Annotated in this window: 14 protein-coding genes and 1 pseudogene; 6 read left to right on the forward strand and 9 right to left on the reverse strand. The window is 59.9% G+C overall.

Going from position 1 to position 13,971, the window contains the following annotated elements; all coding sequences use genetic code 11:
• Window positions 1–498 precede the first annotated feature (498 nt).
• Window positions 499–1,386: a threonine/homoserine exporter RhtA gene (rhtA, locus tag QZH45_RS20745; protein ID WP_024776815.1), complete on the forward strand. Its 888-nt coding sequence runs from the start codon at window positions 499–501 to the stop codon at window positions 1,384–1,386.
• 167 nt (window positions 1,387–1,553) lie between these two features.
• On the forward strand, window positions 1,554–1,835 hold the full coding sequence (locus QZH45_RS20750; protein WP_024776816.1) for a hypothetical protein: 282 nt from the start codon (window positions 1,554–1,556) through the stop codon (window positions 1,833–1,835).
• A 10-nt stretch (window positions 1,836–1,845) separates the two neighbouring features.
• Here the strand turns inward: QZH45_RS20750 and QZH45_RS20755 are convergent, their stop codons facing one another.
• Window positions 1,846–2,415: a TetR/AcrR family transcriptional regulator gene (locus tag QZH45_RS20755; protein WP_024776817.1), complete on the reverse strand. Its 570-nt coding sequence runs from the start codon at window positions 2,413–2,415 to the stop codon at window positions 1,846–1,848.
• 90 nt (window positions 2,416–2,505) lie between these two features.
• On the opposite strand from QZH45_RS20755, the gene QZH45_RS20760 reads away from it, so the two are divergent.
• Window positions 2,506–3,234, forward strand: a complete 729-nt coding sequence (locus QZH45_RS20760; RefSeq protein WP_024776818.1) for an SDR family oxidoreductase — start codon at window positions 2,506–2,508, stop codon at window positions 3,232–3,234.
• A 31-nt stretch (window positions 3,235–3,265) separates the two neighbouring features.
• A complete protein-coding gene (locus QZH45_RS20765) occupies window positions 3,266–3,856 on the forward strand; it encodes a 2-hydroxychromene-2-carboxylate isomerase (RefSeq protein ID WP_024776819.1) in 591 nt (196 codons plus the stop codon).
• 8 nt (window positions 3,857–3,864) lie between these two features.
• Here the strand turns inward: QZH45_RS20765 and QZH45_RS20770 are convergent, their stop codons facing one another.
• From QZH45_RS20770 to QZH45_RS20790, 5 genes and pseudogenes are all read right to left on the reverse strand, one after another.
• Window positions 3,865–5,673, reverse strand: coding sequence for an aminopeptidase P family protein (locus tag QZH45_RS20770; RefSeq protein WP_024776820.1), 1,809 nt, complete (start codon window positions 5,671–5,673; stop codon window positions 3,865–3,867).
• Window positions 5,674–5,707: 34 nt separating this feature from the next.
• Window positions 5,708–6,009 (reverse strand): annotated as a pseudogene (locus QZH45_RS20775) (IscS subfamily cysteine desulfurase); the annotation flags it as partial.
• 100 nt (window positions 6,010–6,109) lie between these two features.
• The gene (locus QZH45_RS20780; RefSeq protein WP_024776821.1) at window positions 6,110–6,724 is read right to left on the reverse strand and encodes a LysE family translocator; all 615 of its coding nucleotides are present in this window, start codon (window positions 6,722–6,724) and stop codon (window positions 6,110–6,112) included.
• 96 nt (window positions 6,725–6,820) lie between these two features.
• Window positions 6,821–7,087, reverse strand: coding sequence for a hypothetical protein (locus QZH45_RS20785; protein ID WP_024776822.1), 267 nt, complete (start codon window positions 7,085–7,087; stop codon window positions 6,821–6,823).
• A gap of 109 nt (window positions 7,088–7,196) precedes the next feature.
• Window positions 7,197–7,562: an antibiotic biosynthesis monooxygenase gene (locus tag QZH45_RS20790; RefSeq protein WP_024776823.1), complete on the reverse strand. Its 366-nt coding sequence runs from the start codon at window positions 7,560–7,562 to the stop codon at window positions 7,197–7,199.
• A 94-nt stretch (window positions 7,563–7,656) separates the two neighbouring features.
• Between QZH45_RS20790 and soxR the strand changes: the two genes are divergently transcribed.
• Together soxR and QZH45_RS20800 are read left to right on the forward strand one after the other, a co-directional pair.
• A complete protein-coding gene (gene soxR, locus QZH45_RS20795; RefSeq protein ID WP_024776824.1) occupies window positions 7,657–8,109 on the forward strand; it encodes a redox-sensitive transcriptional activator SoxR in 453 nt (150 codons plus the stop codon).
• A 101-nt stretch (window positions 8,110–8,210) separates the two neighbouring features.
• Window positions 8,211–8,669 (forward strand): VOC family protein, encoded by a 459-nt coding sequence (locus QZH45_RS20800; protein ID WP_024776825.1) that lies wholly within the window; start codon window positions 8,211–8,213, stop codon window positions 8,667–8,669.
• A gap of 145 nt (window positions 8,670–8,814) precedes the next feature.
• Here the strand turns inward: QZH45_RS20800 and prpF are convergent, their stop codons facing one another.
• The 3 genes from prpF to prpC form a co-directional block, all read right to left on the reverse strand.
• A complete protein-coding gene (gene prpF / locus QZH45_RS20805; RefSeq protein ID WP_055135734.1) occupies window positions 8,815–10,017 on the reverse strand; it encodes a 2-methylaconitate cis-trans isomerase PrpF in 1,203 nt (400 codons plus the stop codon).
• A 26-nt stretch (window positions 10,018–10,043) separates the two neighbouring features.
• The gene (gene acnD / locus QZH45_RS20810; protein ID WP_024776827.1) at window positions 10,044–12,635 is read right to left on the reverse strand and encodes a Fe/S-dependent 2-methylisocitrate dehydratase AcnD; all 2,592 of its coding nucleotides are present in this window, start codon (window positions 12,633–12,635) and stop codon (window positions 10,044–10,046) included.
• A 198-nt stretch (window positions 12,636–12,833) separates the two neighbouring features.
• Window positions 12,834–13,961, reverse strand: coding sequence for a bifunctional 2-methylcitrate synthase/citrate synthase (prpC, locus tag QZH45_RS20815; protein WP_024776828.1), 1,128 nt, complete (start codon window positions 13,959–13,961; stop codon window positions 12,834–12,836).
• Window positions 13,962–13,971 lie beyond the last annotated feature (10 nt).

Here is a 13,971-nt window from a genome sequence, read left to right on the forward strand (position 1 = left end):
GGCGCGCATTCTACAGCGCTCCGTGTATCTGTCAAGCGATTATTTTGGAAGTTTTCAAAGTTTTGTTTTTCAAAACCTCAACAACTTCAACCACTTGCGCCCTCGATCTCTCGTTAGCGGGAGGCGAATTCTACAGCGTTAGTCGCTGCTGTCAACACCTCTTTTTCACCGCTTTCGACCGAGAAGATCGAGCCGTCAACCGAGCCAGACAACCTGCCCTGTCAACTCCTTCCGCGACTTCGATGAACTGAAGCCCTGCGCCATCTTAAATAGTCTAACTCATTGAAACTCAAGGAGTTTTCCGTTTCGACTGCGCCGGAAGTGGGGCGAATTATAGAGACTCAGAATCTGCCGTCAACACCTAATTGCGTATTTCTATCTATTCGCGACATCTGGCCAATGAAATCCGCCCTATATATAGACGCTGACGCTCAAAGTGCGCAATATATTGCTCAACACCGTCGTCTTCCCCGCCCTTACTCTGGACAAACCTTCGCAATGAATCCCCCACATCGCAGCCTGGCCTCCACTCTTTACCCGGTTGCCCTGCTTTTAGTCGCCATGGCATCCATTCAGTCTGGAGCATCCCTGGCCAAAAGTATGTTCCCTCTAATAGGCGCCCAAGGCACTACGACGCTACGACTCATTTTTGCCAGCATCATCATGCTGCTACTGCTGCGTCCCTGGCGCGCCAAACTGACAGCCCAATCCCTGCGCACCGTGATTGTCTATGGAATGGCGCTGGGCGGCATGAACTTCCTCTTCTATATGTCAGTGCGCACGACGCCGTTGGGAATTGCCGTGGCACTGGAGTTTACCGGCCCTCTGGCGGTGGCTATCTATAATTCGCGGCGGGCAATCGACTTTCTCTGGATTGCCTTGGCAGTGATCGGCCTGCTCCTGCTGATACCGACAGGAGCCACCACCGCCGGCATCGACCCAATCGGCGCCAGCTATGCATTGGGCGCGGGCGTCTGCTGGGCGCTCTATATCCTGTTTGGCCAGAAAGCCGGCGCAGACAATGGCGTACAGACTGCCGCGCTGGGGGTAGTGATCGCAGCCCTGTTCGTAGCCCCTATAGGAATCGTCCATGCCGGAGCCGCGTTGCTGACACCGAGCCTGATTCCAGTCGCCATTGGTGTAGCCATCCTTTCCACGGCCCTGCCCTACACCCTCGAAATGATTGCCTTGACCCGCCTGCCTGCCCGCACCTTTGGCACCTTGATGAGCGTCGAACCCGCCGTCGCGGCCCTTTCAGGATTTGTATTCCTCCAGGAGTACTTGTCATTGGCCCAGTGGATGGCGATTGCCTGCATCATTCTTGCATCAATCGGCGCAACTCTGACCCTGAATAACGCCGTAAAGCCCGCCATCGCAGCGGATTGAAGCAGGATTTAACGAAGCTCTGGCATTTGCCGCGCATTTAGGCCATGTTTAGGTCGGTAACCCAATGTCAAACATGGAATTTTTCATACAGGACGTCACGAACGCTTCAAGCGCAAGCGAATGTAGTCATACGTGGACAGAGATTCACGACGGCGTTAAGGACGGGAATGAAACGAATCTTGATATTGGTCGCCGTACTTGCAGTTGCGGGCTGCGCGGCGACGACTAAAACTGAAGTGAAACGCGGTAAGAAAGCTCTGCACATCAATTGCTCCGGCCTGACTTCGTCCTGGGACCAGTGCATCGCCAGTGCCGCCAACTCCTGCGCTCCCAAGAGTTACAAGGTCATTGCCAAGTCAGGAGATGCGGTCGAAGAGCCGGGGGATTATCCTTTCGGACTCAACCCCGCCGGCTACACCAGCCGCAGCATGATCGTCATCTGCAAGTAGTGAACGGTCCTCAACCAACCTGCTCCTCGGCTATTCGACGACTTATCTCCTGCTGGCTGGACTTGAGGACATTACGCTGGATCTCTGGCGCGACCAGCATGCGCGCAACGACCAGCGCCCCAACGCATTGCGACAGGATGGCCCAGGCCAGACTGTCGTTTTCCAGTATCCGTGCCCAGCTCTCATGCAAACGACAGATCCACGTTTGCGCAGCCTCCCGCACCTGTACATCCGAGCGTGCGATTTCAGCGCCAAGCACCGGCAGCGCGCAGCCGGCCTCAGGCTGTTCTACGTGACTCATGCTCAGGTACTGCTTGAGACACCGCTCCAGCCTGGCAGAGTCCAGGACATGGTCACCGCTCAGTCGCTCCAGGCTTTGGGTCAACTCCCGCTCGACGATGGCCTTGAAAAGCTCGTCCTTGGAGGAAAAATGGCTATAGAACGCCCCGCCGCTCAACCCGATCGCCTTCATCAGGCCATCAACGCCTACCGTCGAAAACCCGGATTTCTTGGCCGATACGGCACTGCTGGCGAGCAGCTTTTCCCGGGTCTCCATTTTGTGATTGGCTGAATAACGCATGAGTCCTGCCTCTGATCGCTCAACTTGACGTACACCGGAGCGTAGCATAACGTTCGTTCAGCTAACGATCGTTTACCAATGAGGCTGATCATGGATAACAAGAAGGTCGTACTGGTAGTTGGCGCGGGGGATGCCACAGGTGGCGCGATTGCCAAACGTTTCGCGCAGGAAGGATTTGTAGCGTGCGTAACCCGCCGTAGCGCCGACAAACTCGCTCCGTTGGTCGAATCGATACGCACCCAGGGCGGCGAAGCCCACGGTTTTGTTTGTGACGCGCGCAAGGAAGACGACGTGATCGCGCTCATCGAGCAAATCGAGAGTCAGATCGGCCCCATCGAGGCATTTGTTTTCAACATCGGCGCCAACGTGCCCTGCAGCATTCTTGAAGAGACCGCCCGTAAATACTTCAAGATCTGGGAGATGGCCTGTTTCTCGGGTTTCCTCAATGCTCGGGAAGTGGCTAAACGCATGGTCGAGCGCCAGCGCGGGACCATTCTGTTTACCGGTGCCACGGCGGGTTTAAGGGGCGCCTCGGGGTTCGCTGCATTCGCAGGAGCAAAACATGGCATCCGTGCGCTGGCCCAGAGCATGGCTCGCGAATTGGGGCCGCTGAACATTCATGTGGCGCATGTGGTGGTGGATGGCGCCATCGATACCGACTTCATCCGCGATAACTTTCCAGAGAAATACGCAACCAGGGATGAAGACGGCATCCTCAATCCCGAACACATCGCCGAAAACTATTGGTACCTGCATACCCAACCACGTGACGCCTGGACCTTCGAGTTGGACCTGCGCCCCTGGAACGAACGCTGGTAAGCCCCCCCATAACAAAAAGAGAGCTGTGACCATGAGCAAATCGGTGGAGTTTTTCTTTGATCTTGGCAGCCCGGCGGCCTACCTGGCATACACCCAATTGCCGCTGCTTTGCGCACACACCGGCAGCGAACTGGTTTACCGACCCATGTTGCTAGGAGGTGTCTTCAAGGCAACTGGCAATGCATCGCCGATTACGGTGCCGGCCAAAGGTGCGCATATGACCAGGGACCTGGAGCGCTTCGCCAAGCGCTACGGCGTGGCTTTCAAACTCAATCCGTACTTTCCGATCAACACGCTGTCGTTGATGCGCGCCACAACCGGCATGCAACTGCGTCATCCTGAACGCTTCACTGCGTTCATCGACTGTCTGTTCCGCGCCTTATGGGTCGACGCCCGTGATCTCGGCCATCCGCAGACCGTAGCAACAGTACTGGAGGAAGGTGGTTTCGACCCCGGCCATGTGCTGGCACTGACAACTGACGAGCAGGTCAAGGCAGCCCTCAAGACAACCACCGACGAAGCCATTGCCCGGGGCGTGTTCGGTGCCCCCAGCATGTTCGTCGACGATGAGTTGTTCTTTGGCCAGGATCGGCTGGACTTCGTCCGTGAAGCCCTTGGCTGATTCCGACGTCAGATCGCCTTCGTTCGCGTGTCCAGCCATTGAAGCGCACTGCCTTCCAGCAACGGGCTCAGGCGACGCTGAACCTCGGCATGATAGGCATTGAGCCAAGTCTTTTCGTCCTGGCTCAGCAACGACGGTTCCAGGCAGCGCGTGTCGATTGGACATAAGGTCAGGGTTTCAAACTCAAGGAATTCACCGAACTCGCTGCTCCCTGCCTCGCGGTTCAAGGCCAGGTTCTCGATGCGTACACCCCAGCGTCCCGGACGGTAAGTCCCCGGCTCGATGGAGGTGATCATGCCTGGCTGCATGGCCGTCTGTGACGTGGGAGCCGCCTGGTAGGCGATGACCTGCGGCCCCTCATGGACGTTCAGGAAATAACCGACACCGTGACCGGTACCGTGACCGTAATCCACCTGTTCGGCCCAGATCGGCGCCCGTGCGATGGCATCCAGCAGCGGCGACAGAATGCCACGCGGGAATCGGGCCCTGGACAAGGCAATGACGCCCTTGAGCACACGCGTGCAGTCACGCTTCTGTTCAGTGTTGGGCATCCCAACCGGCACCATGCGGGTGATGTCGGTAGTGCCGCCCAGGTATTGGCCGCCCGAATCGATCAACAACAACCCATCGCCCTCGATGACCGCGTGCGCCTCTTCCGTGGCGTGGTAATGGGGCATCGCACCGTTGGCGTTGAAAGCTGCAATGGTGTTGAAGCTCAGGGAGACAAAATCCGGCCGGCGTTTGCGAGCCGCAGTCAGGTGCTCATCAATGGTCAGTTCGGTGATGCGCTCCCGCCCCCAGGCGCCTTCCAACCAGGCGAAGAACTCACAGAGCGCTGCGCCATCCTGCTCCATCGCGCGACGGATATGCTCGGCATCGGCCAGGCTCTTGCAGGACTTGGCCAGCGTCGTGGGATTGAGCCCTTCCACCCGCTTCACGCCACTGTCCAGGTTATCCAGTAAACCGACCGTGACCCGCGCCGGATCGACCAGCAGGCTCGCGCCGGCAGGCACTTCACGCAGAGCGCTCGCTGCGTCGTTGTAATCACGCAGGGTCACGCCGTCCTGCTTGAGAACCGCACGCAATGCTTCATCGACCTTGTCCAGGGCCACGAACAACGTTGCCTGCTGCTGGCTGATCAAGGCAAAAGAGACGAACACGGGATTGAACGATACGTCTGCGCCGCGCAGGTTGAATAACCAGGCAATGTCGTCCAGCGTGGCGATGAAGTGCCAGTCGGCGCCGCGCGCCTTGAGGGTTTCACGCAACCTGGCGATTTTCTCGATCCGGCTGACGGTCGCCTCGGGTGGCAAGTGCGCGTACACCAGCTGATCGGGCAGGCTTGGGCGGTCGGACCAGGCCTCATTGAGCAGATCCAGATCGGTGCGCAAGCGCGCGCCTCGCTCTTCGAGTTTGCTCGCCAAGGTCCGGGCCGGTGCCACGGCCATTACCGCACCGTCGACCGCGACCACGCCGCCTTCGGGCGTCTGTTCGGCCAGCCAGTCCAGCGGACCGGGCTGACCCGGAATGAGCTTGACCAGTTCGATACCACTGCCCTTCAGTTCCTGGGTGGCCTGTTCCCAATAACGACTGTCGGCCCAGACCCCGGCGAAGTCTTTCGTCACGACCAAGGTCCCGACCGAGCCGTGGAAACCCGACAACCATTGCCGCCCTTGCCAATAGCCCGGCAAATATTCCGACAGATGCGGATCAGCCGACGGCACCAGCAGCGCGTGGATGCCCTCCCGGCTCATCAGTTGGCGGATGCGGGCCAGGCGCTGGGGAACCCGCTCATGGGACAGAGGCTCGGTACTCATTGTTTCTCCTGTTATCAATATTATTGTTCGGTGCTCAAACATCCGGCTCAGCGGTACTGGCCCAGAAAGCCGGTGTTGCGACACAGCAAGCCTTGATCCGCCCGGCCGCGCGAGCATCGTGTGCCATGCCAGCAGCACATGGGACGGCGTGTTCGCCGAATTGCAGACTGACGTGGTGGAAAAGGCAAGCGAAGCAGTCAGCGCAGCCGGATTGAACTCCCCCTCGTTGAACGTCAGGCTCGACGTATCGGGAATTCACTGGGTCGCACTGCCGTTGATACACACACCGGGCAGCGCCAACAACGGCTGGAGCAAACGATTGCGCAAACGGGTGATTTTTCCTGATCCACCTTAAAGAAGTGAGACTTCGTTTAAAAGTGCGGAGGAACGCATCTGAACAGCGAGCTTAGCAGGCATCCAATCGAAGCTCAGCCCCTCATCTGATGCTTTCGAGCAATAACGGATACAGCGAGGCCACCAGCAACAGCGCCATTCCCCAGTTGAACAGACGCAGCCAGCGACGATCACGCAGCAAGTTGCGCAACAGGCTGCCGCAGACCACCCACAGGCTGACACTGGGCAGGTTGATCAGAGCGAACACCGCTGCGATCACCACCACATTGAAGAAGTAGCCTTGAAGCGGCGTGTAGGTGCTGATGGCGCCGATGGCCATGATCCAGGCCTTGGGATTGACCCATTGAAATGCCGCGGCGCCCCAGTAGCTGATCGGCGTGCGTTCTCCTGATCCGCTTTCCGAGACCGGTCCGGAGTGGGCAATTTTCCACGCCAAGTATAACAGGTACGCGGCGCCAACGTAGCGCAGCACGGTATAGAGCAGCGGATATGCCTGGAACACTGCGCCCAGGCCAAAGCCCACCGCCAGCACCAGGACGAAGAAACCACAGCTGATACCCAGCATATGGGGGATGGTACGGTTGAAGCCGAAATTCACTCCAGAGGCCAGCAACATGGTGTTGTTGGGACCCGGTGTGATCGAGGTGACAAGGGCAAACAGGGCAAAGCCCAGCAGCAGGTCCAGCGAAAGGGTCATGGCGATCAGTCCGTCGTGTGGTCAGGTGATGACCCTACTCTTGGTGCTGTCGCAAACCCATGGACAGTTGGGTAAAACTTCCGGCGGTACAGTCTCTCAGCTTGGCTTCCCGGACAATTGCACCGGCTGTCCGGCGCTCATTTCACCACGATCGTCAAAGCCACTGTTTTTCTGCGATGGGCCAAGCAACTCGGCTTTCTTCGCGTGGTATTCATCGAACGAAAGGCCCCGGCGATTCAAGGCTTCAAGGGCCAGTTCGCGGGTTTCCTCGGCGGTGTAGGGGCGCAGTTCTGGCGACGAGGCGGCGCAACCGCTCAATACAGTGGCGGCCAACAGCAGCGAAACGGCAAAGATACGATTCATGGCGAGTGTCCGGTGTCGTGGGGCGATGAACAAAGGCTACCCGCCGGCCCTGCACGGCAGAAATCAACCCTCTTGATAGTGGGTATCGCCCCTCCGGATCCCATTACGCTCAACCAACCAGCTGACACTGCAGCGCATTATCCGGACTGCGTTCGATGCTGCGGATCACCTGGAACGAACCAAACGTTACGGCTTTGGCTCGGTGGGTCTGGATCAGCCACCAGAAATCCTGCTCACCGCTTTCAAACCGTCGAAAAGCCGCCTCGCCCGCTTCGCGGGTTTGCCACTGCAAATAATTGAGTACACGCCTGCCGTCCTCGCTGACCTGGATACTGGCACTCAGGAAGCCTTGATGCTCCCGCGCCAGGCATTCGGTCTGCTCCGACAGGGCGGTGATCAACGCCTGTTGCCAGTGGGGCTCGATCTCGAATTCGATCAGTTGGGTGAAGCTGCGATTGTTCCTTGGCGATTGCATGAAAGGTCCTCGACACACGTAAGGTGAATCTTGCGATCCGAAGGCGTGCAGCGTAAAACCTCTACTTAAGTCAAGGTCAAGCAACATATCCGCTATGGCACAGATAGATATCCATAAAGAACTCACCGTGGGCCAAGTGGCCGCCCGCAGCGGCGTGGCCGTCACCGCCCTGCACTTCTATGAAGCCAAGGGGCTGATCAAAAGTACCCGCAACCAAGGCAACCAACGCCGCTATCCGCGTGGGGTGTTGCGGCGTGTGGCGCTGATCAAGGTGGCCCAGCGCCTGGGTATTCCCTTGGCGGAGATTGGCGAGGCATTGAAGACCCTGCCAGACAACCGCGCCCCAACGGCTGCCGATTGGCAGGTCCTGTCGGCGCAATGGAGCCAGGACCTGGATAAACGTATCAACCAATTGATGGCTTTGCGCGACCGGCTGAACGGTTGTATAGGCTGCGGCTGCCTGTCGATGGAAGCCTGCCCACTGCGTAACCAAGGCGATGTGCTGGGCGAGCGTGGACCGGGCGCGCATCTGCTGGACGAGTCATGAGGCGTTCGTCGGGACCTGGAGCGACTCGAAATCACTGGCCTATAGTGAATGGGCGCAAATCGTCGAAGCCTCTCTTCGCCCGATAAAAAAGGAGAAACGTCATGGGCGTCAAAGCCATTCCCGAAGGTTTCCACAGCATTACGCCCTACCTGGGCATTCATAAAGCCGCCGAAGCCATCGAGTTCTACAAAAAAGCCTTCAATGCCATCGAGGTCATGCGTCTGGCAATGCCCGACGGAGGCATCGGTCATGCCGAACTGCGGATCGGCGGCAGTCCGATCATGCTCGGCACGCCCTGCGATCAGGGCCCCCTGAGCAATCCAGACCAATCGCCGTCGGTGGGCCTGCATTTATATGTCGAGGACGTGGACCGTGTGTATGCCCAAGCGATTGCCGCCGGTGGCACGGTGATCGCCGAGGTCAAGGATCAATTCTATGGTGATCGCTCCGGCAGCTTGAAGGATCCCTATGGGCATGTGTGGTTCCTGGCGACCCACAAGGAGGATCTGACGCAGGAACAGATCGAGCAACGGGCCAGGGAGATGTTCCAACAGGGCTGAACCGCCTCGATCAGTCAAACCACAACCTTGTGGGAGCGAGCCTGCTCGCGATAGCGGTGTGTCAACCAACAATGATGTTGCTGACCCGACGCTATCGCGAGCAGGCTCGCTCCCACAATGATTCAATCCAGATCCCTGCGGTGGATCAGAACGTGTCTGCCGGTACCCGCACGACCCCTTCCATCAACACCCGCGCGCTGCGACTCATGATGGCTTTGTTTACGGTCCATTCGCCATTGGCCTGGCTGGCCTCGGCACCGACGCGCAAGGTGCCGGACGGGTGGCCGAAACGCACGGCGTTGCGCTCGGTGCCGCCTGCGGCCAGGTTCACCAGGGTGCCCGAAATAGCGGCGGCGGTGCCGATGGCGACTGCGGCGGTGCCCATCATGGCGTGGTGGAGCTTGCCCATGGACAGCGCCCGCACCAGCAAGTCGACGTCCCCCGCCGCTACGGCTTTTCCACTCGATGAAACGTAGTCCGCTGGCGGCGCGACAAACGCCACCTTCGGCGTGTGCTGACGTTGGGCGGCTTCGTCCAGTTGCTTGATCAGCCCCATGCGCAGGGCACCGTGGGCGCGGATGGTTTCGAACATCGCCAGGGCCTTGGGGTCGCCATTGATAGTGCCCTGCAGCTCAGTGCCGGTATAGCCGATGTCCCGGGCATTGATGAAAATCGTCGGAATGCCGGCGTTGATCAGGGTCGCCTTGAGCGTACCGACGCCGGGTACTTCCAAGTCGTCCACCAGGTTGCCGGTGGGAAACATCGAACCACCCCCACCTTCTTCCTCGGCGGCCGGGTCCATGAACTCCAGTTGCACTTCTGCCGCCGGGAAAGTCACCCCGTCGAGTTCGAAATCACCGGTTTCCTGCACCGCGCCATCGGTCATCGGCACATGGGCAATGATGGTCTTGCCGATGTTGGCCTGCCAGATCCGCACCACGGCCACGCCGTTTTGTGGAATGCGGCTGGACGCCACCAAGCCACTGCTGACGGCAAACGAACCCACCGCTGCCGACAGGTTGCCGCAGTTGCCGCTCCAGTCCACGAACGGCTTGTCGATGGAGACCTGGCCGAACAGGTAATCGACATCGTGGTCGGCCCGGTTGCTCTTGGACAGGATCACCGTCTTGCTGGTGCTGGACGTCGCGCCGCCCATGCCGTCGATCTGTTTCTCGTACGGATCGGGACTGCCAATGACCCGTAGCAGCAAGGCATCGCGCGCCGCGCCGGGGACACGGGCGGCTTCGGGCAGGTCCGTCAAATTGAAGAACACGCCCTTGCTGGTGCCACCGCGCATGTAGGTGGCGGGGATTCTGATCTGTGGTGAAAAGCGTGGTGCATGAGACATGAAGCACCTACTCCCTATCGTGAGATTTAAACGGCGACCGCCGATTCAAGAAAATCCTGGGCAAAGCGCTGCAACACGCCACCCGCTTCATAGATCGACACCTCTTCAGCCGTATCGAGACGGCAGGTCACCGGCACTTCAACACGCTCGCCGCTCTTGCGAGTGATGACCAGGGTCAGCGTCGCGCGTGGGGTGCGCTCGCCAATCACGTCATAGATTTCGCTGCCATCGATGCCCAGGGTCTTGCGATCGGTGCCAGGCTTGAACTCCAGCGGCAACACGCCCATGCCCACCAGGTTGGTGCGATGGATACGCTCGAAGCCTTCGGCGGCAATCGCCTCGACACCGGCCAGGCGTACGCCCTTTGCGGCCCAGTCCCGGGACGAACCCTGGCCGTAGTCGGCACCGGCGATGATGATCAGCGGCTGCTTGCGTTCCATGTAGGTTTCGATGGCTTCCCACATCCGCATGACCTTGCCTTCGGGCTCGACCCGTGCCAGGGAACCCTGCTTGACCTTGCCGTTTTCCTGGACCATTTCGTTGAACAGTTTCGGGTTGGCGAAGGTGGCGCGCTGGGCGGTCAAATGGTCGCCCCGGTGCGTGGCGTAGGAGTTGAAGTCTTCCTCCGGCAAGCCCATTTTCGCCAGGTATTCGCCGGCGGCGCTGTCCAGCATGATCGCGTTGGACGGCGACAGGTGATCGGTGGTGATGTTGTCCGGCAGCACCGCCAACGGACGCATGCCTTTGAGCGGTCGCGCCCCCGCCAGCGCGCCTTCCCAGTAAGGCGGACGCCGGATGTAGGTGCTTTGCGGACGCCAGTCGTACAGCGGCGTGACTTTCGGCCCGGTGTCTTCCTGGATGGCAAACATCGGGATGTACACCTGGCGGAACTGTTCCGGTTTCACCGAGGCCTTGACCACCGCTTCGATTTCCTCGTCACTCGGCCAGATGTCCTTGAGACGGATTTCCCGACCGTCCATCACGCCCAGCACATCCTTCTCGATGTCGAAACGGATGGTCCCGGCGATGGCGTAGGCCACTACCAATGGCGGCGAAGCAAGGAACGCCTGTTTGGCGTATGGATGGATACGTCCATCGAAGTTGCGGTTACCCGACAGCACGGCGGTGGCGTACAGGTCGCGGTCGATGATTTCCTGCTGGATCACCGGGTCCAGAGCGCCGGACATGCCGTTGCAGGTGGTGCAGGCGAAAGCCACCACGCCGAAGCCCAGTTGCTCCAGCTCCTTGGTCAGACCGGCTTCATCCAGGTACAGCGCCACGGTTTTCGAACCCGGTGCCAGGGACGATTTGACCCACGGTTTGCGGGCCAGGCCCAAGCGATTGGCATTGCGTGCCAAGAGGCCAGCAGCAATGACGTTGCGCGGGTTGCTGGTGTTGGTGCAACTGGTGATGGCGGCGATGATCACTGCACCGTCGGGCATCTTCCCTGGCACTTCGGTCCATTGCCCGGCGATGCCGCTGGCCGCCAGATCGGCGGTCGCGACGCGGGCATGAGGGTTGCTCGGCCCGGCCATGTTGCGCACCACCGAGGACAGGTCGAAGGTCAGGCCTCGCTCGTACTGTGCGCCCTTGAGGCTGTCGGCCCACAGGCCTACTTGCCGGGCGTAGGTTTCCACCAATTGCACCTGCGCGTCTTCACGGCCGGTGAGCTTGAGGTAGTCGATGGTCTGCTGGTCGATGTAGAACATCGCCGCCGTGGCGCCGTATTCCGGAGCCATGTTGGAGATGGTTGCACGGTCGCCCAGGGTCAGCGCCCGCGCGCCTTCACCGAAGAACTCCAGCCAGGCGCCAACGACCTTTTGCTTGCGCAGGAATTCGGTCAGCGCCAGCACCATGTCGGTGGCCGTGATGCCGGGTTGCAACTTGCCGGTCAGCTCGACACCGACGATCTCCGGCAGGCGCATCCACGAGGCGCGACCGAGCATGACACTCTCGGCTTCCAGCCCACCGACGCCAATGGCGATCACGCCCAAGGCGTCGACATGGGGCGTATGACTGTCGGTGCCCACGCAGGTATCAGGGAAGGCTACGCCGTCCCGTTGCTGGATCACCGGGGACATTTTTTCCAGGTTGATCTGATGCATGATCCCGTTGCCCGGCGGAATCACATCGACATTCTTGAAGGCCTTTTTGGTCCAGTTGATGAAGTGGAAGCGGTCTTCGTTGCGGCGGTCTTCAATCGCACGGTTCTTGGCGAATGCCTGAGGATCGAAGCCCGCGCTTTCCACTGCCAGGGAGTGGTCGACGATCAGTTGGGTCGGCACCACCGGGTTGACCTGTGCCGGGTCGCCACCCTGCTGGGCGATGGCATCGCGCAGGCCAGCCAGGTCCACCAGGGCGGTCTGGCCGAGAATGTCATGGCAGACCACTCGCGCCGGGAACCATGGGAAGTCCAGGTCGCGCTTGCGCTCGATCAGTTGCAGCAGCGACTCGCCCAGAGTGGCCGGGTCGCAGCGACGCACCAGGTTTTCCGCCAGCACGCGCGAAGTGTACGGCAGGCCGTCGTAGGCGCCGGGACGGATGGCATCCACGGCCCCGCGAACGTCGAAGTAATCCAGCGAAGTGCCGGACAGCGGTTTGCGAAATTCTGTGTTCATCGTCAGGACTCGGTCACGGTGGGTTCAGAAGGGGCTGGTGCAGCCATTGAAGTGAGCCTGTTCTTCTGTGGGAGCGAGCCTGCTCGCGATTGTGGTGTGTCAGCCAACCATGAGGTTGCTGACCCGACGCTATCGCGAGCAGGCTCGCTCCCACAGGGTTCTGGGTTTCTCCAGTACCTGCGGTTAAACCCCTCCAGCTCAGCGTTGTTCGATTGGCACGAACTTGCGCTGTTCGACGCCGGTGTACTCGGCGCTCGGGCGGATGATGCGGTTGTTGGCGCGTTGTTCGAACACATGGGCGGCCCAGCCGGTCAGGCGCGAGCAGACGAAGATCGGCGTGAACAGCTTGGTCGGGATGCCCATGAAATGGTACGCCGAGGCATGGTAGAAATCGGCGTTGGGGAACAGCTTCTTCTGTTCCCACATGGTCTTGTCGATGGCTTCGGAAACCGGGAACAGCACGGTGTCGCCCACTTCATCGGCGAGTTTTTTCGACCAGCCCTTGATCACCTCGTTGCGCGGGTCGTTGTCCTTATAGATCGCGTGGCCGAAGCCCATGATCTTGTCCTTGCGCTCCAGCATCGCCAGGGTGCCCTTGATCGCCGCTTCCGGCGAATCGAAGCGTTCGATCATTTCCATGGCCGCTTCATTGGCGCCGCCATGCAGCGGGCCGCGCAGCGAGCCAATCGCCGCGGTGATGCAGGAAAACAGGTCCGACAGGGTCGAGGCACAGACCCGTGCGGTGAAGGTCGAAGCGTTGAATTCGTGCTCGGCGTAGAGGATCAGCGACACGTTCATCACCTTGACGTGCAGCTCGCTCGGTTTCTTGCCGTGCAACAGGTGCAGGAAATGGCCGCCGATGGACGCTTCGTCGGTCACACATTCAATGCGCTGGCCCTGGTGACTGAAGCGATACCAGTAGCACATGATCGCCGGGAACGCGGCCAACAGGCGATCGGTCTTGTCGTGCTGTTCGGAGAAACTTTCCTCGGGCTCCAGATTGCCCAGGAACGAGCAGCCGGTGCGCATCACGTCCATCGGGTGGGCGTTGGCGGGAATGCGTTCCAGCACTTCCTTCAGCGCCTGGGGCAGGTCGCGCAATTGATGCAGTTTGCCGATGTAAGCATCCAACTGCGCCCGGGTCGGCAGTTCGCCGTACAGCAACAGGTAGGCCACTTCTTCGAATTGCGCATCAGCCGCCAGGTCACGAACGTCATAGCCGCGATAGGTCAGGCCGGCGCCGGACTGGCCCACGGTGGACAAGGCGGTTTGCCCGGCTACCTGGCCACGGAGCCCGGCGCCACTGAGTACTTTTGCTTCGGCCATTTGCTGTCTC

The organism is Pseudomonas corrugata (assembly GCF_050920615.1).
Lineage (GTDB): Bacteria > Pseudomonadota > Gammaproteobacteria > Pseudomonadales > Pseudomonadaceae > Aquipseudomonas > Aquipseudomonas corrugata.

Bases quoted from the DNA above. Each gene is read 5' to 3' on its own strand.
- prpC (WP_024776828.1), bottom strand. From the start codon at position 13,961: ATGGCCGAAGCAAAAGTACTCAGTGGCGCCGGGCTCCGTGGCCAGGTA.
- QZH45_RS20785 (WP_024776822.1), bottom strand. From the start codon at position 7,087: ATGAATCGTATCTTTGCCGTTTCGCTGCTGTTGGCCGCCACTGTATTG.
- soxR (WP_024776824.1), top strand. From the start codon at position 7,657: ATGGCACAGATAGATATCCATAAAGAACTCACCGTGGGCCAAGTGGCC.
- QZH45_RS20770 (WP_024776820.1), bottom strand. From the start codon at position 5,673: ATGAGTACCGAGCCTCTGTCCCATGAGCGGGTTCCCCAGCGCCTGGCC.
- QZH45_RS20755 (WP_024776817.1), bottom strand. From the start codon at position 2,415: ATGCGTTATTCAGCCAATCACAAAATGGAGACCCGGGAAAAGCTGCTC.
- QZH45_RS20750 (WP_024776816.1), top strand. From the start codon at position 1,554: ATGAAACGAATCTTGATATTGGTCGCCGTACTTGCAGTTGCGGGCTGC.
- QZH45_RS20800 (WP_024776825.1), top strand. From the start codon at position 8,211: ATGGGCGTCAAAGCCATTCCCGAAGGTTTCCACAGCATTACGCCCTAC.
- prpF (WP_055135734.1), bottom strand. From the start codon at position 10,017: ATGTCTCATGCACCACGCTTTTCACCACAGATCAGAATCCCCGCCACC.
- QZH45_RS20760 (WP_024776818.1), top strand. From the start codon at position 2,506: ATGGATAACAAGAAGGTCGTACTGGTAGTTGGCGCGGGGGATGCCACA.
- acnD (WP_024776827.1), bottom strand. From the start codon at position 12,635: ATGAACACAGAATTTCGCAAACCGCTGTCCGGCACTTCGCTGGATTAC.
- QZH45_RS20780 (WP_024776821.1), bottom strand. From the start codon at position 6,724: ATGACCCTTTCGCTGGACCTGCTGCTGGGCTTTGCCCTGTTTGCCCTT.
- QZH45_RS20790 (WP_024776823.1), bottom strand. From the start codon at position 7,562: ATGCAATCGCCAAGGAACAATCGCAGCTTCACCCAACTGATCGAATTC.
- rhtA (WP_024776815.1), top strand. From the start codon at position 499: ATGAATCCCCCACATCGCAGCCTGGCCTCCACTCTTTACCCGGTTGCC.
- QZH45_RS20765 (WP_024776819.1), top strand. From the start codon at position 3,266: ATGAGCAAATCGGTGGAGTTTTTCTTTGATCTTGGCAGCCCGGCGGCC.